Origin of the sequence: Arthrobacter sp. Soil736 (genome assembly GCF_001428005.1) — a bacterium.
Lineage (GTDB): Bacteria > Actinomycetota > Actinomycetes > Actinomycetales > Micrococcaceae > Arthrobacter.
On the sequence record NZ_LMSB01000013.1, the window covers coordinates 1 to 25317 of the forward strand.

The window sequence follows — 25317 nt, forward strand, 5'->3', positions numbered from 1 at the left end:
GGGAAACGCCCGGTCCCATTCCGAACCCGGAAGCTAAGACCCACAGCGCCGATGGTACTGCACCCGGGAGGGTGTGGGAGAGTAGGTCACCGCCGGACACTATTTATGGCTCAGGCCCCGACAACGTATGTCGGGGCCTGAGCCTTTTAACGGCACCTCGACCGTTTTCGACATGCACAACCAGTGCAGGAACCGGACGCTCTCTCAGTTCCTGTCGCCCGGAACGGGACGCTCTCCCACCACCCGCACCCTTTTGCGGGACGCTCCCTCAGTTCCTGTCGCGTGGGACGGGACGCTCTCTCACTACCCGCACCTTTCCGGGCATCGCTCTTTCACCACCCCCGGCCGGGCACACCAAGCCACCACCCGCCGTCGTCACCGGCAGGAAGTGAGAGAGCGTCCGTGATTTACCCGCGGGAAGTGAGAGAGCGTCCGTGATTTACCTGTGGGAAGTGAGAGAGGGTTTCTCGACAGGCTCAACCAGCGCCTCACGTGCCAGGCGCCGAATACCGGCTGCGGCTATGCCAGGTAACCAGCGCTAAGTTCGACACCGTGAGCCCTACGTGTGCCGGTAGAGTTGGTGCCCATGGAAAACCTCTTCAGCCACGCCGCCGGCCCCGGCGCCAATGAGCCCGTCCCCGCCGAGAGCCTGGACCCGGTGATCTGCACCGTAGTAGTCCCCGGACCGGTGTCGCGTGCCTTCATGGGCTTCACTGATCACACGCACTTGTGGTGGCCGATGGAGACCAACAGCGTGTACGGCCCGGGCTCCTACGTGGAGTTCGAGGAGAACATGATCCTGGAGACCGCCGACGACGGCAGGAGCACCACCTGGGGAACGATTGATGACTGGCAGCCTCCGCTGTCCTTCCATGCCTCCTGGTACCCCGGCACCACGGCGCTGTGGTCGACGGAGCTCAGGATTGCGTTCCGGGCGGTCGATGGCGGCACGGAGGTCCGCGTGGTGCATGACGGCTGGGAAGGCGCCGAGGACCCGGCGGGCACGCGCGCCAGCTACGAGAAGGGCTGGCCGGACGTCCTGGAACGGTTCGTACGGTTCATGGGCGGCGAAGGCGCCTAGCCAGGAAGCCTAGGCCGGCGGCACAGCAGTGCTCGACCGGATGACGAACTTCGTCGGATACTCGGTGTCGAGCACCGCCTGGTCCGTTCCGCCGTCGAGCCCCTCCAACAGCAGGCGAACCGCCAGCGCGCCCTGGCCACGCGGATCCTGGTCAATGGTGGTCAGGCCGAACAGCGCGCCGAGTTCGTGCCCGTCCATTCCGATGACCGACAGGTCATCCGGAACCCGGAGCCCGAAATCACGGGCGGCGAGGATGGCGCCGATTGCCATCTCGTCGGAAGCGGCGAAGACGGCAGTCGGCCGCTCTGCAACGCCACCCAGCAGCGTGCGGGCTGCAGCGTAGGCACCCTGGACCGTGAAGTCCGCGGACACTGTCCACTCGGGCCGCACACTGAGCCCGGCGCCCTGCATGGCCTTTTCATAGCCGGCAAGGCGGGTGCGGGGGATCTTGAAGTCCTGCTCGTACACTGAATCCCCGGTCAGGTGCGCGATCCTGGTGTGGCCCAGCCGGATCAGATGGTTCACTGCTGCCTGGGCGAGGCCGTGATCGTCGATGCGGATGGTGGAGGCTCCCGGCAACGGCCCGCCGATTCCCACGATGGGGCGGTGGATCGCCAGCATCTGCGCGATCTCGGACTCTGTGAGGGCGAGCGTAACCGCAATGACTGCGTCAACGCGCTTTCGCAGGAGAAAGTCGTTAAGGACGCTCTGTCGGCGCGCGGAGGCCTCGGTGGTGTTGTACAGGGTCAGATCGTAGCCGGCATCCAGCAGCGCCGCCGAGACCCCCTCCACCACCGAGGCAAAGTACCAGCGCTGGACGGAGGGCACCACGAGGCCGATGTTGTAGTTCCGGCCGGAGGCGAGGCTCGAGGCCTGGTAGGACGGCACGAAGCCAAGGTCCGCGGCTGCCGCCTGGGCACGCGCACGGCTCTTCGGCGATACGTGGCCCCTGCCGCTCAAGGCACGCGAAACGGTGGCTATGGACAGCCCGGCACGTTCCGCGACTTCCTTGATGCCGGCCATGAACCTAGCTTTCCGAGTCCTCTGCTGAAATCCGCAACCAAACGGTCTCTCCAGAGCTTATTCCATGCCAGCCGTCGGCCAATTCACGGTCCGCGGAGGAGCTGCGGAGCAACACCTCGCCGGCTGGCAGTTCAAGGGACTCGGTGCCCATGTTCATGACCACCAGGACGTCGCCGTTGAGGAACGCCAGCGAAGAGCCCGTGCACCATTCTTCGGCCCAGGACAGGGAACCGCGCCCGAGGCCGAGTTCGCGGCGGGCCGCCAGTATGCGCCGATAGAGATTCAGGTGCGACGACGGGTCCGCCGCCTGGGCGTCCCGGGCCAGCTCCGTAAAGCTCTCCGGCTGCGGGAGCCAGGGGTGCACGCCGTCGCCGAAGCCGTTGTGCCGCTCCGAGGCACGCCAGGGCAGCGGGACGCGGCAGCCGTCGCGGCCCAGCCGTGTGCCGCCGGTCCGTGTAAACGTGGGGTCCTGCCGCTGATGGCCCGGGATGTCGATGCCGTCAGGCAGGCCGAGTTCCTCGCCCTGATAGAGGTAGGCGCCGCCCGGCAGGCCCAGCATGAACAAGGACGCGGCCGCGGCCCGGGACCTGCCCAGCGCGTGATCCGGCTGGGGGTCCGCCGGCCCGATCCCGTCGCCTTCGCGCGGACCTGACCAGCCGTAACCGAAGCGGGTGGCGTGCCGGACGACGTCGTGGTTGGAGAGCACCCAGGTGCTGGGGGCACCCACGGCATCCAGCGACGTCAGCGACTCCGTGACAATGGTGCGCAGCCGGTGCAGGTCCAGTCCGGCATGCAGGTACGGGAAGTTGAACGCCTGGTGCATTTCGTCGGGCCTGACCCAGTCGGCCAGCCGGGGAAGCGGGTCCACATTGGCTTCTGCGCAAAGGATGCGATCGGGTCCGTACTCCTCAAGGATCCGGCGCCAGGCCCGGTAGATGTCGTGCAGCGCAGGCTGGCCGAACATCGGTGCTTCATGGCCGGGAAAACCGTCTGAGCTGCTGCCGTCCGCGCGCCCGCCCCATGCCGGAAGCCCGGGCGCTTTAACCAGGGCATGGGCCACGTCCACGCGGAAGCCGGAGACTCCCCGGTCAAGCCAGAACCGCAGGACGCGCTCAAACTCGTGATGGACGGCCCGGTTGTCCCAGTTGAAGTCCGGCTGCGAGGAATCGAACAGGTGCAGGTACCACTGTCCCGGTTCGCCGTCTGGCTCGGTGATACGGGTCCAGGCTGAACCGCCGAAGTGTGACTGCCAGTTGTTGGGCGGCTGTTCGCCCGCGGGGCCGGTGCCATCGCGGAAGATGAACATGTCCCGTTCCGGGCTGCCCGCGCCTGCGGCCAGGGCAGCCTGGAAATCGCGGTGCTGGTCGGAGCAGTGGTTGGGGACGAGGTCCACGATCACCCGAAGGCTCAGCCGGTTGGCCTCCGCGATCAGTCCGTCGAAGTCGCCCAGCTTGCCGAACAGGGGATCGACGTCGCAGTAGTCACTGACGTCGTAGCCGGCATCGCGCTGTGGCGAACGGTAGAAGGGGGAGAGCCACACCGCGTCTATGTCCAGTTCTGCCAGCTGCGGGAGCTCCGCCGTGATGCCGGCCAGATCGCCGATGCCGTCTCCGTTCAGGTCGCGGAAGGACCGGGGGTACACCTGGTAGATGACGGCAGAGCGCCACCATCCGTGGGCGTGGTCGGCTGCATGAACCGGTGTCAGGGAGCCGGCAAGGGGGCTGGCAACGTGAAGCAATGAGTCAACAGACATTGGGCCAGCTTAGAGGGGCGCAATGGCGAAATGAAAGCGTTTCCAGTCCACAGTGCCATGACAGTTTCCGTAAAGAGACCTACAGCATGCCACTTATGGCACACGGAACTGGAAGCGTTTGCAGCCGATGTGGGAGGGCGCCTCAATGGTTTTCGTCAAGCTGCTGAGGGAAGGTTCCGTGGTTCCGGGGCCTGATAGAGGGTTCCGTCTCTGAGCATGGCGAAGAGGGCGTCTGGGCGGCGGCGTGCGAGGGCGATGAGGGCTTGGTTGTGCCGTTTGCCTTCGGCTCGCCGCGCCGTCGTTGAATGCGGGAGCGGTGTCAGGACCGTTACCCGGCAGCAGAGGGACCTTTGCTGCCGGGTAACCAACCCCCACCCGATTCCCGATTCGGTAATGTCGAAACGTGCGGCGGTGCCTCCGGTCGTGTCCAGCCATTCTGTTGAACACGGTCCGTGCGGGACGGGCGCCGGGGACTTGTCCGATCCTGTGAAATCGCCATTGCGTGAACCATCATCGGAGTCAGTCAGTGGCTGCCGGATTCTTCCGTGCCTGGAAGGTGAGGTCCAGGCTCCAGTCTTGGGGGGCTGAGGGACCGAGTTGCCAAACGTACTCGTTCTTGAGCTTCGCGCCGTCAGACCTGAACGGGCCTGTGCGTAGCGGATAGAACGCAACCGTGGGCAGGCTTGTGTCAGGTGATGTAAGGATTGCGTTGTTGAAATCGCCGTTCATGCCTCTAAGTTGCTCAAGGATGTATTTCCTGTAGGCAACCTCGTCCAGGGTGCGCTCGTGAGTGGCTTTCGCGGTGAGCTGCAGCGCGATGTGAAGTTGTCGGTTTCCCTGCTCGTCTTCGAAACTGACGAGGCGGTGGTTCTCTACCGCCGCAAGAAGGGTCCGGTCGCCGCTGAGGACGTCGCGCAGTGCATCCGGTGCGACGACGGCTCCGTTGAAGTCGACGGACAGGTCGCTCCTGCCGTAGTGAAAGAGCAGGGGGAGATCGAGGAACTGCTGCCGAATGATGTGTTCGAGCCCGAATTCCTTGAGCACGGCGTTGAGGTCGCGCACGCGCAGCACGTGCCCGCGGTCATGAATGTTGTATCGGATCCGCGGATTGACGTTCTCTTTCCGCACGATCGTGACGACCAGTTCTCCGTCCTCGTTTGTTTCTATGAGGTAGTCGTAGGGGTTGAACTGGAAGATCATCGGCAGCACACCGTACTCTGCCTGCCTGGTGAGCCGCGCCGACAGTGCGGGGTTGGCCGCGATGGCCTGTCGGAGCTCCACTGTGTAGTCCGTCTCGATAGCCAGGTTGATCTCAAGGTCGGAGGCCCCGTAGGAGCCGAAAGCGCTGTGGGCGTACTTTGTGATGTGCGCGCGCATGTTCTCGCTGATGCCCTCGCCGCCGAACGCCGCCACGATGTCGTAGGCTTCCCAGTTGATGCGGTCATCTTCGAACAAAGCCTTCAGGAAGGGCGGGTAACTGAGGATGATGTATGTGTAATCCGTCCCGAACTCGAGCATCGTGGCGATTACCTTGTCACGGTCCGGGCCAATGGATTTGATCATGGTGACGTCCGTGAGGGAAGTACTAACGTTCATTCCTGTCGCCCACGCTCCGAGCGAGAAGCAGTTGAGCACGAACGGCTGCTTCTTGAGGGTCTCCGCAGTGCGCGAGAAGCCAACCTGGAGCAGCTGTCGGGTGGCGAGGCGTTCGTCGAGGCCACGCACCCAGCTGGTGGGCACGCCTGAACTCCCCGAAGATTCATCGACAACGACACCGTGGCGGGGAAGAACGCCGTCGACGCTGCGGGCCGGAATGGTCCAGCGTCTGATATAGCTGTCTTTGTCCATCTCTGGCAGTGCGGCGAAGGCCTCCGCAAGTGTCTTGCCCTTGAGGGAAAGCTTTCCAGGTACACCACGTTCGAAGAGGAAGTCGCGATAGGCCGGTACGCGTTTGGCTGCCATCTCAAAGGTTCGCCAGGCCCTCCAGCGTCCGGCGGCCCACCGAAACGGCTCAATGCCGGGCATCAGCAGTATCCGATGAGTGGAGACCCTTGGGGTGAAAAGCCCGACAAACCTGTCCATCAGAAAGACAAATGCGAAAATGAACGTTTTACTCAAGGAGTAGCTCCTGTCGGGACGTGTCCCTCGGGCAAAAAACCGAGCAGCATCGAGGTGGCGGGGCGGCGGTGTGCTGTTGGAGGGCTGGAGCTGTAGCCGAATCTGAAGAGCATCCACGCCATTCTGTTCGCGGATTCGTGGATTCCGGCCTCCAAAACGAATTCGGCGTGCGAGGCCGGGTTGGTGATCACAGTGCCGAAGGGATGCAGGTACACGCCTCTTTCAGAGAAGAAGAGCCAGACCCGCATGAAGGTACGCCCGGCTTCGAGAAAGTGGGAAGGCTCGGCGAATGGGCCTTCCAGCCACCCGAGCTGTCGCACCCCGCGCATCGTGCGCAGATACATGGTTCTAATGAGGCCGCCGATTACCGGGAAGGACCAAAGACTGCGGTTCCGCATCGCGAAGCGAAGCACCCGACCAGGCATGATCATGGTTTCTGCACTCAGCCCGTCCGCCTTTGCGGCCGCTTCATCCTTTGAGAACCTCAACCACTGCATGATCTCGGCGTAGACCGCGTCATTGCGCAAATCAGAAAAAAGAGTCTTCTGATTGATCCGCACTAGCGAAGAGACCATGCGGGCATCCACCGTCGAGCGGAAATCGAATCCTTGCTCGGTGGCGATCGAAGAAGCTGCCGACAGAATCTCATCGCCCACGATCCTGCTGTCATAGGGCCGGCGGGAAGTCTGTCTAGACCGGAATGCAGCCAGCCGACGTTGAGCCGCGGACCGGGCCTCGGCATCCGCGTCGGTGGGTTCCAATCGCACTGTGCCAATAAGATGCAAACGGTCTACGGCATCGAAATCCATTTCGGAGTGGTCAAGGGCCTCGATGGTGCGGTAGCCGCGGGCGGCGGCGACCACAGACAACGACTCCAGGAAGACGCCTGCACAAACGTGGGCGAAAGGGATGCCAAACGATTCGGCAGGCAGCCCGAGGTCAAGGTCATAATAAACCCGTGCAGCTGTCTCGCTGATGGCCCTCAGCTTGATGGGCTGGGAGTTATGGGGCGAGGGATACCATCGGACGTCCTCGACGATATCGAGCCACAGAGCCCCAGCATCCTTAAACATGTCGCCAATCTATGAGACACCAGTAACGATAGCCAGCCACGGGGAGCACTTCCCTTCGGTAAGTAGTTCGGGGAAACCAGCGAACTGAGCCAATAAGTCAGTTCAGTGGAGGGGTACGGCCAGATCGGGATAAAAAGCCCCGGCCTGAGTACGGCAACTATTGCACTCTGCGCCCCTCAGGTGATGCCGTACCGGGTGGTGTCGCGGTAGATATTGCTCCGACATGGTTGGCGGATCATTTGCGGGGCAGATTCCGTGGTTCGGGATCCTGGTAAAGCGTTCCGTCTCTGAGCATGGCAAAGAGGACGTCTGTGCGGCGGCGTGCGAGGGCGATGAGGGGTAACGGGGTGCCCCGGCGCCAAAAGGCCCGCAAACCACGCCATCCCGACATCTAGACTGGGAGCCATACGTGATCGAAACGGGAGAGCTAATGGGCAGCATTGCTGACGAACTCACATCAGTCCTGGGGCCAGGAAAAGTACTCCAGGACGAGTCCGCCCTGGCTGCCTACGCGGTGGACCAGGCGCCGGTGCTGGATTACCAGCTGCCGCTTGCCGTCGTCTTTGCCGGTTCGGTGTCTGACGTGCAGGAGACTGTCCGAACGTGCGCAGCCCACAACGTGCCAATCGTGCCACGCGGGGCCGGGACGGGGGTCTCGGGCGGCGCGCACGCCAGCGAGGGATCGGTTGTTCTCAGCCTGGAACGGATGAACCGGATCCTGGACCTGAATCCGGACGATGAGACCGCCGTGGTTGAACCAGGTGTGGTCAATGCCGACCTTAACGACGCCGCGGCGCGGCACGGGCTGATGTTTGCTCCGGACCCGGCCAGTTTCCGGACGTCAACGATCGGCGGAAATGTTGCCACTAATGCCGGCGGGCTACGGTGCGCCAAGTACGGGGTGACCCGGGATTCAGTGCTGGCGCTGGACGTGGTGCTGGCTGACGGCAGCCTGATCCACACCGGCCACCAGACCTTCAAGGGCGTGGCGGGCTACGACCTCACGGGGCTGTTCGTCGGTTCCGAGGGGACGCTGGGGATTGTGGTGGGTGTGACGGTGCGGCTCAAGTACCTGTCACGCGAGGTGCACACCATTGCCGCGTTCTACCCGGACTTCCGGCAGGCCGCCGCCGGGGTGCTCGCCGTGGGCAGGTCCCGCGTGCAGCCCGCCATCATGGAACTGCTCGACGGCGGGTCCCTCACCCAGCTGGACGAGATCCACGGCTCGGACCTGGCCTCCCGGGGCGCCTCGCTGCTCCTGATCCAGACCGACGGCTTCGGCGCGGCGGCGGAGGCCGACGTCGTGCGCGAAGTCCTTGCCGCGGGCGGTGCTGTGGTCACCACCGAGGCCAGCGCGGAAGCCGAGGATCTGGTGGAACTGCGACGCAACAGCAGGGGCGTTGAAGTCGATGACCAGTACCGGGTGGGCGAGGACGTCGCCGTTCCGCGCTCCCGGCTCGTGGGCTATGTGGCCGCCCTCGAATCACTGGCGGAGGTCCACGACGTGAAGCTGAAGGTGGTGGCGCATGCGGGCGACGGAAACCTGCACCCCACCTTCTGGGTGGACCGCGTGAACGACCAGGTGGACGCGGACGCCATGCGGCGACTGAACAAGGCCCTCGACGCGTCAATCGCGGTGGCGCTGGACATGGGCGGCACCATCACTGGCGAGCACGGCGTGGGGCAGTACAAGCTGCGCTGGCTCGGCCTGGAGCAGCCCGAGCCCATCCGCGAGCTGCAGCACCGGATCAAGGAGCTCTTTGACCCTGCGGGTCTCCTGAACCCGGGCAAAGCCATCTAGATTCTGGTATTCCAAAACGAGCTGTCCTAAAACGGATGGTCGCATTCGCCTCCACTAAAACCCCGGTTTACTTTGATCCGCCGCGCCCCTAGTCTTATTTGGTATACCAAATGGGATTAGTGGGAGGCAATCAATGGGAGCAGCACGCCCGCCGCGCCGCAGTCTGACGGGGCACGCCAGGGGGTTCGCCGCGGCCGGGATGCTGGTTGCCCTGGTCCTTGTCTCCGTCAATCTGCGCCCGGCCATCACCACCGTTGCGGGAGTCATGGGACAGCTGGAAGGGGGCTTCCGGCTGGACCCGCACCTGCTCCCGCTGCTGGGCGCCTTGCCCGTGCTGGCGTTCGGCGTCTCGGCTCCTTGCGGTCCCTGGCTGGCCCGGCGCCTAGGGACCGGCCCGGCTGTGGCGTTGGCGCTCCTGGTGCTGGCTGTTGCGTTGGTGGGGCGTGTGCTGGTGCCTGGACTGCTGCTTCCCGGTACCTTCCTTGCCGGAGCCTCGATCATGACGGCCAGCGTCCTGGTGCCGCAGATCGTCAAGGCCAACCGCGGGACGGGGTGGTGGACGGGGCTTTGCACCATGGGCTTCGGACTCGGGGCCGCGATGGGGGCAGGGCTGGTCCAGCCGCTGCAGCATTCCCTTGGCGGGAGTCTGGCTTGGGCATTGGCGGTCTGGGCCATCCCGGCACTGCTGGCTGCCGTCCTGATCCGCGGCGCCGGTATCCGCGGCGCCGGTATCCGCGGCGCCGGCGTCCGCGGCGCCCGGGGCCGGCCACCGCAGGCCGCGGGGTCAGTGACGGGCGTTTCGCCCACGGATATCGCGACAGAGGCCGGCGTCCGCCTTCCGGCTGTCCCGCTGTGGAAGCAGCGGACGGCATGGGCGGTGACCGCGTTCTTCGGACTGCAGGCCTTGCTGTATTTCGCCATCACCTCGTGGCTGGCAGTGTTCCTGGTCTCAAAGGGCGTGACCGCGGAAGCCGCGGCGGGACTGCTGGCGTGGTTCAGCATTGCCGGCCTCCCGGCGAGCCTGCTGGCGCCGGTCCTCGCCGGGCGCGCATCGGTCCTGAAGTACATGGCTCCGGGGCTCGGGCTGCTGGTGGCCGCGGCGATGCTGGGTGTTCTCGCGGCCCCCGCCGAGCTGCAGTTTGTGACGGTCGGCGCGCTGGGGGTCGTCCAGAGCGCAGGCTTCGGGCTGGGCATGGCCCTGATGGTCATCCGGTCCGCCGGGCCACAAAGCGCAGGACGGCTCTCCGCCATGAGCCAGGGGCTGGGCTTCGCGCTGGCGTCCCTGGGGCCCTTGGCCGCCGGCTTCCTGCACGAGTGGTCGGGAGGCTGGAACGCCACGTTCTGGGTGCTGGCAGCGGAAGCGGTCCTGCTGGCCGGGGCCGGCTACCACGCCGTGCGCGGGGCTCCGGTGACCACTGGCGCGCCAGCCGGGGAACTCCCCGGCATGCCGGCCGCCGTCGGGCGCTAAAGCCCGCGGCGCCGTGCCCGCCGGCACAACGAAAAGTGGCCGGTCCCTCAGCGGAGGGGCCGGCCACTTTCGCATGGCAGACCTAGACCAGCTCCAGCCCGTCGGCGACAACCCTGCCCCGGTGGATCACGGTGCGGTCGGTGCCGCGGTCCATGACCGCGGAGGCCACCGTCTCGCCGTCGAGCAGCAGCAGCTCGGCAGGATCGCCCGCATCAAGGCCGGGGCGGTGCGCCGTGCCCTTGAGCCGCGTCGCCGACGGGTCCAGGACGCTCGCGCCGCCCACCGTGGCGATGGCCAGGCAGTGTTCGATCAGCTCGTCCTTGCGGAAGCCGTGCGTGAAGGCGAGCTGCCACGTGCGGTCCAGCATGTCCGTGTTGCCGTACGGGGACCAGTAGTCCCGCTGGCCGTCTTCGCCCAGGCCCACGCGGACACCGGCCTCGGCAAGCATCGGGAGCGGGAGCTGGCCGGCTGCTGCCGGCGCCACCGATGCCATGGAGATGTCCAGCTCGGCGAACTCCTCGATCAGCCGGCGCGTGGTGGCCTCGGAGACTCTGCCCAGCTGGTAGGCGTGGGACATGGTGACCTTGCCCTGCATGCCCAAGGCGCGGGTGCGCTCAAGCACCAGGTCGGTGCTGAAGACACCGAGTTCGCCGGGCTCGTGCAGGTGGATGTCGATGGGGACCTGGTACTTCTCAGCCAGCCCGAACACGATGTCCAGGTGCCGGGCGGGGTCGCGGTCCAGGCTGCACGGATCGATGCCGCCCATGACGTTCGCCCCGGCCTTCAACGCCTCCTCCATCAAGGGGACGGTGCCCTCCTCAAGCAGGAGGCCGGCCTGCGGGAACGCGATGATCTCGACGTCGGCCTGGTCCCTGAACTGGTCCTTGGCCGCGGCGACGGCCTCGAAACGCTCCAGGCGGCAGTCCACATCGACCTGGGCGTAGGAACGGACACGGGTGGTGCCCCGCGCAATCATCCGGCCGAGCGTGTTGTTGACGCGTTCCTGCAGCGGGACTTCGGCGTTGCGCCAGTTCAGCCGGTCGTTCATCATCATTGCCCACACACCCGGCCCGCCCGTGTGCTCGCGGAACGGCAGCCCGATACGGGTGGAGTCCAGGTGGACGTGGACGTCGGAGAAGGACGGCACCAGCAGCCGGCCGCGGCCTTCGACGACGGCCGCCGGCTCGCGCGCGGCGCTCGCCGCCGGTCTCGCCGGGTCATGCGGTTCGACGACGGCGATCTTGCCCTCCGTGATGAGGACGTCGCTCAGCGCCTGTCCCCAGGGCCGGACGGCGCGGATCAGGGTAGTCAATGTAGTGCTCCTTTGTTGTGGGTCTATTGCACACCCGCGGCGACGGCGGCTGCCAGTCCCGCGTGGTGGCACGCAGGTGCGGCCGGGCCGGCCGGTGCGGGGATCTCGCTGATGCAGTGCTGCTGCTGCTCTTCGGGGAGCGTCCCGATGAGGGGACAGCGGGTGCGGAAGACGCAGCCGCTTGGGGGATTGGCCGGTGACGGCAGATCCCCGCGGAGCCGGATCTTCTGCTGCCTCCGGGCAGCCCTGGGATCCGGCAAGGGGACAGCCGACAGCAGCGCCTGCGTGTAGGGGTGCCGGGGATCGCGGAACAGCTCGTCCCGGGATCCTTGTTCGACGATCTTGCCGAGGTACATGACGGCCACCTGATGGGAGATGTGCCGGACCACGGAAAGGTCGTGGGCGATGAAGATGTACGCGACACCGGTGTCCCGCTGGATCTCCTGCAGGAGGTTGACCACCTGCGCCTGCACCGAGACGTCCAGGGCAGACACGGGCTCGTCGCACACAATCACCGACGGGTTCAGCGAAATGGCCCGGGCGATGCCCACGCGCTGCCGCTGGCCGCCGGAGAACTCGTGCGGGAAGCGGTTGTAGTGTTCCGGCTTGAGGCCCACCTGATCCAGGAGCTCCTTGACCCGGTTCTTCAGCCCGCCGGCGGGGTTGATCCGTTGCGCCACCATGGGTGCCGCGATGGCCGTCCCCACGGTCTGCCGCGGATTGAGCGACGCGAACGGGTCCTGGAAAATCATCTGCACCTTGCGGCGGAAGTTGTACAGCTCCCGGCCGCGCAGCTGGCTGATGTCGGCGCCGTCGACCATGATCCTCCCGCCCGTCGGATCCAGCAGCCGGGAGATCATGCGGCCGGTCGTGGACTTCCCGCAGCCGGACTCACCCACGAGCCCCAAAGTCTGGCCGCGTTCCAGGCTGAACGAGACGCCGTCGACGGCTTTGACGGCTTTTGCTGCACGGCTGCTGTCGGGGGAGAAGAGGCCGCCTTTGACGGGAAAGTGCTTCTGGAGGTTCTCCACCTGGAGAATTGCCTGGTTGTCCATGGCGGGTCCTAACGCGAATTCCGGATGGTGGTGATCTGCGGGCCGCTGAGATGGCAGCGCGTCCCGTGGCCGTTCTCGGCTTGGAGGGCGGGCCTCTGCTCACGGCAGACGCCGTCGCCGGCCAGGGCGGCGTATTCGCAGCGCGAGCTGAAAATGCATCCCGCGGGCAGGTCAAGGAGCGACGGCGGCTGGCCCGGGATGGGGCTCAGCCGGCCGGAGGAGCTGTTGAGTGTGGGCATGGATTTGAGCAGCCCCAGGGTATAGGGGTGCCGGGTGTCGTAGAAGATCTCGTCCACCGCGCCGGACTCGACGCACTGGCCGCCGTACATGACCAGCACGGAATCGCACACCTCGGCCACGACGCCAAGGTCGTGGGTGATGAGGATGAGCGCCGAGTTGGTCTCTGCCTGGAGCTCGGCCATGAGGTCGAGGATCTGGGCCTGCACCGTGACGTCCAGGGCCGTCGTGGGTTCGTCGGCGATGAGCAGCTCCGGTTCGCAGATGAGCGCCATGGCTATCATGGCCCGTTGCCGCATGCCGCCGGAGAAATGGTGCGGGTATTCATCGAAGCGCTGCTCTGGGCTCGGGATGCCGACCCGGCCGAGCATCTCGACGGCGGCGGCCCGGGCCTGTTTCCTGGTGGCACTGTTGTGGACGAGGTAGGCCTCGGCGATCTGGTGGCCCACGGTGTAGAAGGGGTGCAGCGCCGAGAGGGGGTCCTGGAAGATCATGCCGATGTTCCGGCCGCGCAGCCGGCGCATTCCGGACTCCGGCAGCGTGACGAGGTCCCTGCCCTGGAACAGGGCCTGGCCGCTGACCTGTGCGGAGGTGCCCTTGAGCAGACCCATCAGGGCCTGGCTCGTGACGGACTTCCCGGACCCCGATTCGCCGACGATGCCCAGGGTCTGCCCGCGTTGGAGCGAGAAGTCCATGCCGTTGACGGCCGAGACCAGGCCGTCGTCCGTGGGGAACTTCACCGAAAGATTGCGGACGTCCAGGAAGGGGATTGCCTCCTGTTCGGTGGCCGGCGTGCTGGGCTGGAGCTGGGTCATTGGAGCCTCACTCGGGGATCGATGGCGGCATAGGCGAGGTCGACGACGACGTTCGCGACGATGACGAAGAATGCGGCCAGCATGGTGATGGCCATGGTGACGGGGAGGTCGCCGGAGATGGCGGCCCGGACGGCAGTGAATCCAAGCCCGGGGACCGAGAAGATCTGCTCGGTCAGGACGGCGCCGCCGAGCAGCAGCCCGATGTCCATGCCCAGCATGGTCACGACCGGCGTGATGCCGGCCCGGACACCGTGCTTGAACGTCACTGTCCTCGGGGCCAGGCCCTTGGCGCGGGCCGTGCGGATAAAGTCCTCGCCGAACGTCTCGATCATGTTGGTGCGGGTGACCCTGATGTAGGACGCGCTGAACAGCACGGCGAGGGCAATCCACGGGAGAAGATAGTTCAGCACCCACGCCCACGGTCCCTGCGGGCCCAGCGGGCTGGCAATCTCGTTGGTGGTGAACGGCAGGAGATGGAGCTGGTTGACGAACACCAGCAGGAGAAACAGGCCCGTGACCGGGATGGGCAGCGAGACCCCCACCGAGGCGGCGCCGACGATGAACTTGTCCGTCGCGCTTCCCTTGCGAAGGGCGGCCAGCAAACCGAGTCCGACGCCGGAAACCGTCCAGAGCACAAGGGCGCCGATGGCCATGGACAGCGTGTAGGGCAGGGACCGGCCAATGATGTCCGAGACGTCCTCGTTGGTCTGGAACGACTTGCCCAGGCACGGCCATTGGCAGACGGATTCGGCGCCGGGGGCGCCGATCATCCGCGGCGCGACGAGTCCGCGCATGTAGTCGGCGTACTGGACCAGGAACGGCTGGTCCATGCCGAGGGCGACGCGTGCCTCCGCGACGCGTTCAGGCGTGCACTCCTGTCCGCAGGCTGCGGACGCCGGGTCCGCAGGCCCCAGCTGGAACAGCGTGAAGGTGATGAAGCTGACGGCTATGAGAAGCAGGATCAGGGAGCCTGACCGGCGAAGTATGAATCTGATCATTGTGCTGGTTGCGGGCCGCCCGGGTGGTGCCGGGCGGCCCGCGTCTCCTTCTGGACGAAGCCCGGTTAGTGCTCGACGCCGACGATCGAGAGGTCGATGCCGCCGAAGAAGTAGCCCACCTGGGCGTTGCGGATGTTGGAGCCGACCACGCTGTTGGTGTGGCTGCGGATGAGCGGGATGATCGGGTAGGTCTTCAGGGCCTTGCCGAATTCCTCGGACCACTTCCTGCCCAGTTCCTCAGAGGTCCCCGAAGTGTTCCGGAGCTCGAACATGGCCCTGGAGACCTGCGGATCGAAATACCGCGAGGTGTTGGAGAAGCCGTAGCTGGTGCCGTCGTTGTTGGGTCCCAGGATGGGATCGGCCGAGGTCCGGACCGAGGCAGGATCGGCGCCCCCGCACCAGCCGGAGCGCCCGATGTCCGGCAGCTGGTCGCTGGCCATGATCGAGTAGTAGTTAGGGGCCGGAATCGGCACAAGCTGGACGTCGATGCCCAGCGCCTTGAGGTTCTGCTGGACCACGGTGCCGGTGTTCTTGTAGGCGTCGCGGTTGTTGGCGTAGCCGAAGGTGAGGGACTTGGGGTAGGTCTTGCCTTCGAGGAGCTTCTTGGCTTCGTCGAGCTTGGGCTTTCCGCTGGGATCAAGTTCCAATTCCTGGGCTACGTAGCCGCGCATCTTGGCGTTGAGCGGAGTCTGCGTGATTTCGCCGAAGCGGCGCCCCCCGTACTGCACCAGGATGGACTGGCGGTCCAGGGCGAGTGCGATGGCCTTGCGGACATCCGGATCGGAGATTTTTTCCGTGTTCAGGCTCAGGACGTCGTTGCAGCCGAGCAGGCCGGAGGCCACCCTGTCCTTGACCTGCGCGTCGGCAAGCTTGGCCGAATCGGAGGTCTGCAGTGCACCGTTGGAGTCCAGCGTGATGGCGTTGGGGTCCGAGTTGGCCAGGAGCTGCTGGCTGATGGTGGCCTGCGAAGTGGAGAGCGAGAAGCTGAACGTGTCCGGCAGGGCCGTGCGGTTGGGGTCTGTGGCGGGATCCCAGTGCGGGTTGCGGACCAGCTTGAGTGACTTGCCGCGGTTGTACGTTTCCACCATGTAAGGGCCGGAGGACACCGGGTGGTTGGTGTAGTCCAGCCTGGTGTCCTTGTCCTTCGGGACGGGCGCGGTGTTGGAGCGCGAGGCGAGGGCCGGGAATTCGGCGAACGGCTTCTTCAGATGGAATACGACCGTGCGCTCGTCAGGGGTTTCCACTGCCTTGAGCACCGCGGAGGGATCCTTGTACGGCCCCTTGTAGCCGCCGGCGTCGAGCGCTGCATTGAGCTCTTGCGGGGCCTGGGTGAAGACGTCCTGGGCGAAGGTGCGTTCGACGCCGTACTTGATGTCGGCGGAGGTGATGGGGCGGCCGTCCTCGAACTTGACGCCCTCCTGCAGGGTGAACGTCCAGGTGAGCCCGTCCTTGGAAACCTGGCCGGTGTCCGTTGCGAGGTCCGGAACGATGGTGGGCGGCTGGCCGGCCGTCTCCTTGGCCATGGTCAGGGTCCGGTAGTACAGCTGGCCGACGTTGGCCGTCTGCACGTAGTTGCTGTTTCCCGGGTCCAGGGTCTGGAAGTCGGACGACATCAGGACGTTGATGTTGCCGCCCTTGGCATTGAAACCGGATTTCACCACGTGCGCAGCGATGTCGGTGACGGAGCCTCCGGGTTTGGCGGTGCCGGGCTGGTTCTGGCCTGCCGCGCAGCCGGTGGCCGCCGTGGCGATCAGCACGGCAAGTGCCAGTGCTCTGGTGCGGGTTTTCATAGTGCTCCTCAGAGGGGTGGATGGAACGGAGTTCGAGGGGATGGGTTAGTGGCGGGAGGCTTTGGGGTCCAGTGCGTCACGCACGGCGTCACCGAGCAGATTGAATGCCAGGACGGTGACGATAAGCATGGTGCCGGGGACAGCCAGGAACCAGGGATCGCTGAGGTACCAGTTGCCTGATTGGGCGGCGTTGAGCATCTGGCCCCACGACGGCGTGGGGTCCTTGACGCCGACGCCGAGGAATGACAGTGCTGCCTCTGCGGAGATGTTGGTGGGGATGAGCATTGTGCCGTAAACCAGCACCACGCCCATGACATTGGGGATGACCTGCCGGAACAGGATGCTCAGGTGTGAGGCGCCGAAGGACCGGGCAGCCTCGACGAACTCGCGCTCGCGGAGGCTCAGCACCTGGCCGCGGACGATGCGGGCAAGGTACGCCCAGCCGAAGAAGCCCAGGATGATCACCAGCGACGCCATGGGAAGGAAACTGCCTTGGCCGAGAGGGGTGTCACGGAGCCGCGACTGCAGGATGGGAGTCAGCGAGAGCACCAGCAGCAGATGGGGGAAGGCCAGGAAGAGGTCCATGATCCGGCTGATGATCGCGTCCGTTTTGCCGCCGAAATACCCGGCCGCGGCACCGAGCACGGTCCCCAGGACCACGGAGACGGCAGTGGACAGCAGGGCAATGGTCAGCGAAACCTGGCCGCCGTGGGCCAGCCTGGCAAACAGGTCCCTGCCAAGTCCCGGTTCCACGCCAAGCCAGTGACCGGCCGAGGGGTACATGTAACCGGGGAGCGGCAGGCCGGGGGTTTCAAAATCGTCCAGCACCTCGGGGCTGGTGTTGGAAGTGAAGGGATCGTTGCCGGACACGGCGCTGAGGAACGGGGCGAGGATGGCGAACAGCACGATGGCCACCACGACGCAAAGGCTCAGCAGCGCGATCCTGCTCCGGCGGATTCGCAGCCAGGCCGTTGCGAGGAGCGATCTCGCCTCGACCGGGGCGGCCTCGCCTGCGGGCCCTGCCTTGGGGGCGGCTTTGCTCCGGCCGGAAGGGGCGCCGTTGCCGGCGGGGGATGAACTCGCAGCGCCAGGTTCGGCGGTGGACTGTAGCTGGGTCAACGGGGGTGCTCGATTCATGGTCCAAGGAGCAAGCTCCGGAACGTTTTGTATACCAAAAATAGAGTAGGGCACGTTTGGTGCGATGTAAATCACAAATAATGCCGTATTTGGAATACCAAACAGGTAGAATCGCAGAACTGCCACCTTAGAAAGGACCCGCTGTGATCACGAAGGTAAACGCCCGGCATGTGCTCGGCTACCGTAACGGCAGGCACGTCCTCCTGGACGACGCCTGCGTGGTGTACCGGAACGCCACCATTGAGTTTGTCGGCAGGGACTACCAGGGTGCCTTTGACGCCGAGCTGGACCTGGGGGAGTCCCTGATCACGCCGGGGCTGATCGACCTGGATGCCCTTACGGATATAGACCACCTGCTCCTGGATAGCTGGGCAGATCCGGAACTCGGCAAGGGCTACCAGTGGTCCGAGGACTACTTCCGCAGCCGCCGCGCGGATGTCTTCACGGCCGGGGAACGCCAGCAGATTCGCGAATATGCCCTGATCCAGCTGGTCCTGCACGGCATCACCACGTACGTGCCGATCGCTTCCGAGGTCCATTCCGAATGGGCGGAAACATTCGACGAGCTCGCGGGGATGGCCGAGACCAGCAGCCGGCTGGGGTTGCGCGGCTACCTCGGACCGGCCTACCGGGCCGGGGTCAACGTGGTGCTACAGTGCGGCGAACGCTCCGTGCTGTTCGACGACGGCCAAGGAGCCGCCGGATTCGCCGACGCCGTGGCGTTCCTGGACCACGTCCGCGGCCTGGCCGACCCCTTGGTGGAAGGAGTCCTCCTTCCCTGCCGGATCGAGACCCTTGGGCTGGAGCTGCTCAAAGCCACCGCACAGCTCTCGGCGGAGCGGAATGTCCTGGTCCGGCTGCACTCCCTGCAGGGCCTGTTGGAACGCCGGCTCATCATGGACGAACACGGCGTAACTCCGTTGGAGCTCATCGACCAGGTGGGCCTGCTCAACGGGAGGCTCCTCATTCCGCACGCCACGTACACGGACCGGAACCCTGCAGTCCATGGCGAGGACCGTGGCGACCTCGCCCGGCTGGCGGACTCCGGAGCCAGCATCGTCCACTGCCCGCTGACCTCCCTGCGCTACGGAAGCACGCTGGACTCATTCGCGGCCTACAAGGCCGCCGGCATCAACATTGCCCTGGGCACGGATTCCTTTCCGCCGGACCTGATCCGCGGCATCGACGCCGGAGTGCAGCTGGCCAAGATCCTGGCCGGGGATACCGGCGCAGGGGACGTGGCCGGATACTTCGATGCCGCCACGCTGGGCGGAGCCCGGGCGCTGCGGCGTCCGGACCTGGGACGGCTTGAACCCGGAGCGCAGGCGGACATGGTGGCTTTTTCGCTCGACGATGTCCGGGACGGCGTCCGTGATGATCCCTTCCGTACCCTCCTGCTGAACGGCACGGCCCGCCAGGCGGTGCTGTCAGTGGTGGCCGGGAGGACCATCATGCGGGACGGGGAGATCGACGGCGTCGACCTCGGCTTCTGGCGCCGCAGGGGCCAGGAACTCTTTGACAAAATGCGCTCTGCCTATTCGCTGCGGGACGCGTCCCGTAGGACTTCCGGCGAGCTGTTTCCGCCCGTGTATGCTCGGGAGGAACGCTGAGCGGCAAGGCCCGCCCGGCTCCTGGGGCGACTGCACAGATGGGAATGGGATAGTGGCCAAGCCGATGCCTGAGACGCTGAACGGCCGCGACGACGAAGCCCGCGCCGAACAGGTCTACCAGCTGGTCCTTGAGGGGATCGTGGCCGGAAAATACGCGCAGGGCATGCGGCTGCGCGAACGTGAACTGTCCGAGCTTTACAGCGTTTCGAGGATCCCCGTGCGGGAGGCCATCCAACGCCTCGAGCAGGACGGGTTCGTGGAGACGTTCCCCAGGAGGGGTGCCGTCGTACGGCAGCTGACCCTCACGGACGTCAACGAACTCTTCGACGTCCGGCTCTGCCTGGAAACCTTCGCGGCCCGCATGGCGGCCATCCGCGTTTCCGCGGGCCAGCCGGGCGGCCGTCTGCAGGAACTCCTGGACGAAACCCGGCAGGCGATCGACGACGAACGGACCGACGACGTGGTTCGCCTCAGTGCGGAATTCCATGCCGAGATCGTCCATCTCTCGGGCAACCGGCTGCTCATTGATTCAGTCAAGCCGCTCTTCGGCCGCATGCGCTGGATCTTCGGCCTGGCCCATAACCGCAGCAACGAGCTCCAGCGCGACGAGCACATGGAACTGTGCAAGGCCATCCTCGGCGGAAAGGCCGATCTGGCCTATTCGCTCGCCTACTCACACATCGAACTCGGCCGCGAGCCGGTGCTCGCGGGACTGGCGGCGTCGCTGGAGCCCTGAGTGCGGTGCCTCAGTCGTCGGCGTCGGGGTACTCGTCGATGGATTCCTCGGCGCCGTACCGTGATTCCTCGGTTTCCACTTCCAGGATCTTCAGCAGCCCGGTGTCCGGGTTCAGCATGATGGCGGCCTCGTCGCGGCGGTGGCGCAGGATGGAATCGATGTAGGACTGGACGGCTTCCGCCAGCGGGATGTGGCGTTCCTGCTTTTCGGACATGTACCAGCGGTGTTCGAGCACCTCGTGCACGGCCTCGGCGGGTTCGAGCTTGCCGGACAGGTCGCGGGGGATCGAGCGGACGATCGGCTCGAAGATCTGGCTCACCCAGAGGTGCGCACTGTACTCCTCGTCCATCTCCGGGTTGTTGTCCGCACGGAACGAGTCCATGTCATTGAGCAGGCGGCGGGCCTGGTTCTCCTGGGCATCCAGCCCGGTGAGGCGCAGCAGGCGCCGCATGTGGTGGCCTGCGTCCACGACCTTCGGCTGGAGCTGGATGGTGGAGCCGTTCTGGGTGGTCTTGATCGCGTATTCCTCGACGTCGAAGCCCAGCTCGTTGAGGCGCCGGATGCGGGCACCCACCCGCCAGCGTTCGCCGAGCTCGAACGATTCCTTCTCGGTCAGTTCCGTCCAGAGGCGGCGGTAGCTTTCCATGATGAGTTCGCTCGTGGCCACCGGGTCCACCTTCTCCTCGATCAGGCCGCCGTCCAGGAGATCCATGAGCTCCCCGGCGATGTTGACGCGCGCAATCTCGAGGTCATACTCGCGCTGGCCGGTGGAGAGGTCAGGATAGAGCTCGCCGGTTTCGGCATCGACGAGGTAGGCGGCGAAGGCGCCGGCATCGCGGCGGAACAGGGTGTTGGACAGCGAGACGTCGCCCCAGTAGAAGCCGATCAGGTGCAGCCGCACCATCAGCAGCGCCTGGGCGTCGATGAGCCTGGTGAGGGTGTCCTTGCGCAGCATCTGGGAGAAGAGCGCGCGGTACGGCATGGAGAACTTCAGGTGGCGCGTGACCAGCACCGGGTTCAGCGGCCTGCCGTCGGGCGTGGTGCGCCCGGTGATGACGGCGACGGGCTCCACGCAGGGAACGTCCAGCCGGGCCAGCTTGCGGAGCATGTGGTACTCGTGGCGGGCAACGTGTTCGGACGTTTCCTTGATGGCGATGACGGAACCGCCGAGGTGCGCGAAGCGGACGATGTGCCTCGAGATACCTCGGGGGAGCGCGGCGAGGTTCTCCGCCGGCCAGTCTTCGAGCGCGACGTGCCACGGAAGATCGAGCAGTTCCGGATCAGCGGCGGCGGCCGTGATGTTCAGCGAACTGGCGACCGAGGACATTTTCTCGTCATTGGCGCTGGCGGGCTCGAACCGCGGCAGTTTGCCGATCTGCCCGTAGTCGGTGGGTTCGTCGTGCCACTGGGCGCTGTATTCCTCGGTCATGGGGTCAATTCTTCCGTACGTTGGGGCAGCGTACCTAACAGGAGGCAGGCAGCCGGTGCTTAACGGCCGACGGCGGCCCTTCCGGTTGAGAAGGGCCGCCGTCGGTTGCGGTGCCTGGGCCCACGCCGGCAGGGTTCCCTGGCCGAAGCGGAGCGAGGTTAGGGAGCCGGTGGGGACTAGGCGCCCAGGCGCTCGCCGGTTTTGGTGTCGAACAGGTGTACGTGGCCGGACTGCGGACGGACCCAGATGGACTCGCCCTTCATCGGGGGGCGGCGGCCGTCGACGCGGGCCACGATGTCGTGGATCTTGCCGTCGAGCGTGGTGTGGCCGTAGACGTAGGCGTCGGCGCCGAGTTCTTCGACGACGTCGACCTCAACCTGCAGGCCTTCGCCCTGGGGAGCGGTCTCGAGGTCTTCGGGGCGGCTGCCCAGCGTGACGGTCTGGCCGTGCGCCTCTTCGAGGACGTCGCGGGGCACCGGGTAGACGGTGCCGCCGAACTGGACGCCGCCGTCGACGACCGGAAGCTCGAGCAGGTTCATGGCGGGGGAGCCGATGAAGCCGGCAACGAAGACGTTCTTCGGACGGTCGTACAGGTTGCGGGGGGTGTCCACCTGCATCAGCAGGCCGTCCTTGAGCACTGCGACGCGGTCGCCCATGGTCATGGCCTCGACCTGGTCGTGGGTCACGTACACGGTGGTGACGCCCAGGCGGCGGGTGAGGGAGGCAATCTGGGTGCGGGTCTGGACGCGGAGCTTGGCGTCCAGGTTGGAGAGCGGCTCATCCATGAGGAAGACCTGGGGGTTACGCACGATGGCGCGGCCCATGGCGACACGCTGGCGCTGACCGCCGGAGAGTGCCTTCGGCTTGCGGTCCAGGTACGGCTCGAGGTCCAGCAGCTTGGCGGCTTCCCGGACGCGCTCGGCGCGCTCTTCCTTGCTGACGCCCGCGATCTTCAGGGCGAAGCCCATGTTGTCCGCAACGGTCATGTGCGGGTAGAGGGCGTAGTTCTGGAAAACCATCGCGATGTCGCGGTCCTTCGGCGGAACGTCGGTGACATCGCGGTCGCCAATGAGGATACGGCCGGCGTTCACATCTTCGAGGCCTGCGAGCATGCGCAGGGAAGTGGACTTACCGCAACCGGAGGGTCCAACGAGGACCAAGAATTCGCCGTCGGCGATTTCGATGTTGAGCTTGTCAACAGCGGGCTTTTCTGTGCCCGGGTACAGACGCGTAGCGTTATCAAAAGTAACTGTTGCCACAGTTATCAATCCCTTCACCGGCAGGTACGTGCCGGACGATCCGTTGTGAATGGTTCATGTAATTCAGTTATGTACTGCTTGATGTACTCCCCGGCCGAAGCCGAGGAGTATCGCGTGACGCCGCACGGTTCCTGTGCGCCACATCACACCTAGAGTATGTCAGATTTATCTTTAATGGGTGCAAATGTTACGGCTGTCACATATGAGATCTCCCACAGCCCGGCACGGCAGGGCGCCTGCCGTGCGCATCAGGACGCCGGTTCCACTGCCTTCCGGCGTTCCCGCAGCAGCGACTCCAGCAGTTCGGCGACGTGCACCGGTGCCTCCACCCGGAACTCCGCCTGGGTGAAGTCGAGCCCCACTTTGACCCCGACGTCGTGCCGGCCCAGGCGGGCCAGGGCGTCCTCGTCAGTGGTGTCGTCGCCGGCAAAGAAAACGCCCGTGGCCCCGGTGGCCTGCCGGAGGAAGTCCACGCCCTCGCCCTTGGAAGCGTGGACCACCGAGGTTTCAAGGACCCTCTTGCCGTTCTTGAGGAAGACCCCCTTGCGGTCCTGCAGCGCGGCCCGCGCAGCGGATACGGCGTCCTCTGCCACATCGTCCTGCGCAAGCCGCGTGTGGAGGACGACGCCCGCGGGTTTGTCTTCCAGGACCGTTCCCGGGGCGAGGTCCACAATCTCCTTCAGGACGCTGCGGACCTCGGCCAGGAGTTCCCGCTGATCGGGGTCGAGCGTGAGCGGGGCCGAGCCTGGGCCCAGCCAGGCTTCGGCTCCGTGGCTGCCGATGAGCAGCGTCTCTTCCGGCGGCGAGGCGACAGCGCGCAGGCTGTCGAGCGCCCTGCCGGAGATGAGGGCCGTCGTCGTCCTCGGTAGGGCCGCGAGCTCCGAAAAAGCAGCCGCGGAACGCGGAAGGGGGCGCGCGTCCCCGGCATGGTCCACGAGCGGTGAAATGGTGCCGTCAAAGTCCATGGCGACCAGCAGATGCTCGGTGCCTGCGATGCGCCGTACGGCGTCCAACAGCTCGGGTGGAAGCGAAAGCCGGGCGTCGCCCGTGCCGGGGCGGTCTGCCTCACGAGTCATCGCGGATCACCTTTTCATTGAGTGCGTGCAGGAACTCGGCCGACCAGTAGTCGACGTCGTGGTCCAGGATCTGCTTGCGCATGGAGCGCATGCGGCGGGCCGACTCCTTGGGGGACATTCTGACGGCCCGCATTACAGTGTCCTTGAGGCCTTCGATGTCGTGGGGATTCATCAGCAGCGCCTGTTTGAGCTGGTCCGCCGCGCCGGCGAATTCGCTGAGGACCAGGGCGCCGTCGTTGTTGGTCCGGGCGGTGACGTATTCCTTTGCCACAAGGTTCATCCCGTCGCGGAGGGCGGTGACCAGCATGACGTCCGCGGCCAGGTACAGCGCCACCATTTCTTCGATCGGGTAGCTGTGGTGAAGGTAGCGGACCGCGGTGTTCTGAATGGTGTCGTACGTGCCGTTGATGTGGCCTACAGTGCCTTCCACTTCCTCGCGCAGCAGGCGGTACTGCTCGACGCGCTCGCGGCTGGGGCTGGCCACCTGGATCAGCGTGGCGTCGCCGACCTGGAGCTTGCCCTCGTTGAGGAGCTCTTCGTAGGCCTTGAGCCGGTGGCGGATTCCCTTGGTGTAGTCGAGCCGGTCCACGCCCAGCAGGATGGTCTTGGGATTGCCGAGGTCCTGCCGGATCTGGCGTGCCCGTTCGATGATCTCCGGTTTCCGGGCCAGTTCGCTGATCTGCTGGACGTCGATGGAGATGGGGAAGGCCTGGGCGCGGGCGATATGCGTGATGCCGCCGTCTGCGCCTTTGACGTGGACCTGCTGCTGCTTGACGCTGGCGCCGAGGAAACGCCTGGCCGAGCGCATGAAGTTGCCGGCGTCGCTGCTGCGCTGGAAGCCCACCAGGTCCGCGCCCAGCAGTCCGTCGATGATGGCGTGGCGCCAGGGGAGCTGGGCGAAGATCTCCGGCGGGGGAAAAGGAATGTGGTTGAAGAACCCGATCCGCAGGTCCGGACGCGCCTCCCGCAGCATCCGGGGCACCAGCTGGAGCTGGTAGTCCTGGACCCAGACGGTGGCGCCGTGCCCGGCGTGGCGGACGACGGCGACGGCGAACCTTCTGTTGACGCTGCGGTAGGCCTCCCACCAGGTTCGGTGAAACTCCGGCGGCGCAATGACATCGTGGTAAAGCGGCCACAGGGTGGCGTTGGAGAACCCTTCGTAATACAGCTCAACGTCGTCGGTGCTGAGCTGCACGGGGACAAGGTCCATGCCGCCGTGGCTGAACGGCTTGACCGTCTCGTCCGGAGCGCCGTGCCAGCCGACCCAGGCGCCTTCGGTCTTGGTCATCATCGGGGCAAGGGCGGTCACCAGGCCGCCGGGTGACCTGCGCCAGCCGGACCCGTCGTCGCCCGGTTCGCCCGGTGCGCAGCGGTCCACGGGCAGGCGGTTGGACACCACCATGAAGTCGTATTTCGCAGCGTCGGAGTGTTCGCCCGACGCCGCCCCGGTTTCCGTTTTAGTATCGGATTTATCGTGGTCAGGTCGTTGCATTGCGGCCCCCTGGGGTTGCTTGTGACTCTCACTCAACCCTAACGGGCCGGAATC

General features: G+C 65.7%; 19 protein-coding genes, 1 rRNA gene and 1 pseudogene. 6 read left to right on the forward strand and 15 right to left on the reverse strand.

Features of this window, described 5'->3' with window-relative positions; all coding sequences use genetic code 11:
- Together rrf and ASG92_RS10110 are read left to right on the forward strand one after the other, a co-directional pair.
- Positions 1-98 (forward strand): 5S ribosomal RNA (rrf, locus tag ASG92_RS10105); the annotation flags it as partial.
- 488 nt (positions 99-586) lie between these two features.
- Positions 587-1081, forward strand: a complete 495-nt coding sequence (locus ASG92_RS10110) for an SRPBCC domain-containing protein (protein ID WP_056627465.1) — start codon at positions 587-589, stop codon at positions 1079-1081.
- 9 nt (positions 1082-1090) lie between these two features.
- Here ASG92_RS10110 and ASG92_RS10115 read toward each other — a convergent pair whose 3' ends face one another.
- The 5 genes and pseudogenes from ASG92_RS10115 to ASG92_RS10130 form a co-directional block, all read right to left on the reverse strand.
- Entirely contained in the window at positions 1091-2104 is a 1014-nt protein-coding gene (locus ASG92_RS10115) for a LacI family DNA-binding transcriptional regulator (RefSeq protein ID WP_056627469.1), read from the reverse strand.
- 4 nt (positions 2105-2108) lie between these two features.
- Positions 2109-3857 carry a glycoside hydrolase family 13 protein gene (locus tag ASG92_RS10120; RefSeq protein ID WP_056627474.1) on the reverse strand — a complete coding sequence of 583 codons (1749 nt, stop codon included), beginning with the start codon at positions 3855-3857 and terminating at the stop codon, positions 2109-2111.
- Between the two features lie 155 nt (positions 3858-4012).
- Positions 4013-4150 (reverse strand): annotated as a pseudogene (locus ASG92_RS28245) (IS110 family transposase); the annotation flags it as partial.
- A 226-nt stretch (positions 4151-4376) separates the two neighbouring features.
- Positions 4377-5819, reverse strand: a complete 1443-nt coding sequence (locus ASG92_RS10125) for a CoF synthetase (RefSeq protein ID WP_240987079.1) — start codon at positions 5817-5819, stop codon at positions 4377-4379.
- 152 nt (positions 5820-5971) lie between these two features.
- The gene (locus tag ASG92_RS10130) at positions 5972-7048 is read right to left on the reverse strand and encodes a hypothetical protein (RefSeq protein ID WP_056627477.1); all 1077 of its coding nucleotides are present in this window, start codon (positions 7046-7048) and stop codon (positions 5972-5974) included.
- Between the two features lie 430 nt (positions 7049-7478).
- Between ASG92_RS10130 and ASG92_RS10135 the strand changes: the two genes are divergently transcribed.
- A complete protein-coding gene (locus ASG92_RS10135) occupies positions 7479-8849 on the forward strand; it encodes an FAD-binding protein (protein ID WP_056627480.1) in 1371 nt (456 codons plus the stop codon).
- Between the two features lie 133 nt (positions 8850-8982).
- The gene (locus ASG92_RS10140) at positions 8983-10317 is read left to right on the forward strand and encodes an MFS transporter (protein ID WP_240987080.1); all 1335 of its coding nucleotides are present in this window, start codon (positions 8983-8985) and stop codon (positions 10315-10317) included.
- Positions 10318-10399: 82 nt separating this feature from the next.
- Here ASG92_RS10140 and ASG92_RS10145 read toward each other — a convergent pair whose 3' ends face one another.
- The 6 genes from ASG92_RS10145 to ASG92_RS10170 all read right to left on the reverse strand — a co-directional run bounded on the left by ASG92_RS10145 (position 10400) and on the right by ASG92_RS10170 (position 17643).
- Positions 10400-11629: an amidohydrolase family protein gene (locus ASG92_RS10145; RefSeq protein WP_056627483.1), complete on the reverse strand. Its 1230-nt coding sequence runs from the start codon at positions 11627-11629 to the stop codon at positions 10400-10402.
- 23 nt (positions 11630-11652) lie between these two features.
- Positions 11653-12684 (reverse strand): dipeptide ABC transporter ATP-binding protein, encoded by a 1032-nt coding sequence (locus ASG92_RS10150; RefSeq protein ID WP_056627486.1) that lies wholly within the window; start codon positions 12682-12684, stop codon positions 11653-11655.
- 8 nt (positions 12685-12692) lie between these two features.
- On the reverse strand, positions 12693-13736 hold the full coding sequence (locus tag ASG92_RS10155; RefSeq protein ID WP_056627490.1) for an ABC transporter ATP-binding protein: 1044 nt from the start codon (positions 13734-13736) through the stop codon (positions 12693-12695).
- Positions 13733-14734: an ABC transporter permease gene (locus ASG92_RS10160; protein WP_056627493.1), complete on the reverse strand. Its 1002-nt coding sequence runs from the start codon at positions 14732-14734 to the stop codon at positions 13733-13735. Before ASG92_RS10160 ends, ASG92_RS10155 begins: the two co-directional genes overlap by 4 nt.
- 65 nt (positions 14735-14799) lie before the next feature.
- On the reverse strand, positions 14800-16524 hold the full coding sequence (locus tag ASG92_RS10165; RefSeq protein WP_056627496.1) for an ABC transporter substrate-binding protein: 1725 nt from the start codon (positions 16522-16524) through the stop codon (positions 14800-14802).
- Positions 16525-16569: 45 nt separating this feature from the next.
- Complete coding sequence (locus ASG92_RS10170) at positions 16570-17643, reverse strand: ABC transporter permease (protein WP_082579431.1); 1074 nt, start codon at positions 17641-17643, stop codon at positions 16570-16572.
- A 161-nt stretch (positions 17644-17804) separates the two neighbouring features.
- On the opposite strand from ASG92_RS10170, the gene ASG92_RS10175 reads away from it, so the two are divergent.
- Positions 17805-19271 carry a chlorohydrolase family protein gene (locus ASG92_RS10175; RefSeq protein ID WP_056627498.1) on the forward strand — a complete coding sequence of 489 codons (1467 nt, stop codon included), beginning with the start codon at positions 17805-17807 and terminating at the stop codon, positions 19269-19271.
- Positions 19272-19335: 64 nt separating this feature from the next.
- Positions 19336-20007 (forward strand): GntR family transcriptional regulator, encoded by a 672-nt coding sequence (locus ASG92_RS10180; protein WP_240987081.1) that lies wholly within the window; start codon positions 19336-19338, stop codon positions 20005-20007.
- Positions 20008-20017: 10 nt separating this feature from the next.
- Here ASG92_RS10180 and ASG92_RS10185 read toward each other — a convergent pair whose 3' ends face one another.
- The 4 genes from ASG92_RS10185 to ASG92_RS10200 form a co-directional block, all read right to left on the reverse strand.
- Positions 20018-21436 carry a DUF4032 domain-containing protein gene (locus ASG92_RS10185; protein WP_056627504.1) on the reverse strand — a complete coding sequence of 473 codons (1419 nt, stop codon included), beginning with the start codon at positions 21434-21436 and terminating at the stop codon, positions 20018-20020.
- Positions 21437-21612: 176 nt separating this feature from the next.
- The gene (gene ugpC / locus ASG92_RS10190; protein ID WP_056627507.1) at positions 21613-22695 is read right to left on the reverse strand and encodes a sn-glycerol-3-phosphate ABC transporter ATP-binding protein UgpC; all 1083 of its coding nucleotides are present in this window, start codon (positions 22693-22695) and stop codon (positions 21613-21615) included.
- Between the two features lie 248 nt (positions 22696-22943).
- Entirely contained in the window at positions 22944-23771 is an 828-nt protein-coding gene (gene otsB, locus ASG92_RS10195) for a trehalose-phosphatase (protein ID WP_056627510.1), read from the reverse strand.
- A complete protein-coding gene (locus tag ASG92_RS10200; RefSeq protein ID WP_240987085.1) occupies positions 23761-25173 on the reverse strand; it encodes a trehalose-6-phosphate synthase in 1413 nt (470 codons plus the stop codon). Before ASG92_RS10200 ends, otsB begins: the two co-directional genes overlap by 11 nt.
- Between the last annotated feature and the right edge of the window lie 144 nt (positions 25174-25317).

Coding starts and splice junctions, on each gene's coding strand:
- ASG92_RS10155 (WP_056627490.1), bottom strand. CDS start 13,736: ATGACCCAGCTCCAGCCCAGCACGCCGGCCACCGAACAGGAGGCAATC.
- ASG92_RS10160 (WP_056627493.1), bottom strand. CDS start 14,734: ATGATCAGATTCATACTTCGCCGGTCAGGCTCCCTGATCCTGCTTCTC.
- ASG92_RS10200 (WP_240987085.1), bottom strand. CDS start 25,173: ATGGTGGTGTCCAACCGCCTGCCCGTGGACCGCTGCGCACCGGGCGAA.
- ASG92_RS10125 (WP_240987079.1), bottom strand. CDS start 5,819: ATGGCAGCCAAACGCGTACCGGCCTATCGCGACTTCCTCTTCGAACGT.
- ASG92_RS10165 (WP_056627496.1), bottom strand. CDS start 16,524: ATGAAAACCCGCACCAGAGCACTGGCACTTGCCGTGCTGATCGCCACG.
- otsB (WP_056627510.1), bottom strand. CDS start 23,771: ATGACTCGTGAGGCAGACCGCCCCGGCACGGGCGACGCCCGGCTTTCG.
- ASG92_RS10115 (WP_056627469.1), bottom strand. CDS start 2,104: ATGGCCGGCATCAAGGAAGTCGCGGAACGTGCCGGGCTGTCCATAGCC.
- ASG92_RS10110 (WP_056627465.1), top strand. CDS start 587: ATGGAAAACCTCTTCAGCCACGCCGCCGGCCCCGGCGCCAATGAGCCC.
- ASG92_RS10130 (WP_056627477.1), bottom strand. CDS start 7,048: ATGTTTAAGGATGCTGGGGCTCTGTGGCTCGATATCGTCGAGGACGTC.
- ASG92_RS10120 (WP_056627474.1), bottom strand. CDS start 3,857: ATGTCTGTTGACTCATTGCTTCACGTTGCCAGCCCCCTTGCCGGCTCC.
- ASG92_RS10180 (WP_240987081.1), top strand. CDS start 19,336: ATGCCTGAGACGCTGAACGGCCGCGACGACGAAGCCCGCGCCGAACAG.
- ASG92_RS10150 (WP_056627486.1), bottom strand. CDS start 12,684: ATGGACAACCAGGCAATTCTCCAGGTGGAGAACCTCCAGAAGCACTTT.
- ASG92_RS10135 (WP_056627480.1), top strand. CDS start 7,479: ATGGGCAGCATTGCTGACGAACTCACATCAGTCCTGGGGCCAGGAAAA.
- ASG92_RS10140 (WP_240987080.1), top strand. CDS start 8,983: ATGGGAGCAGCACGCCCGCCGCGCCGCAGTCTGACGGGGCACGCCAGG.
- ASG92_RS10185 (WP_056627504.1), bottom strand. CDS start 21,436: ATGACCGAGGAATACAGCGCCCAGTGGCACGACGAACCCACCGACTAC.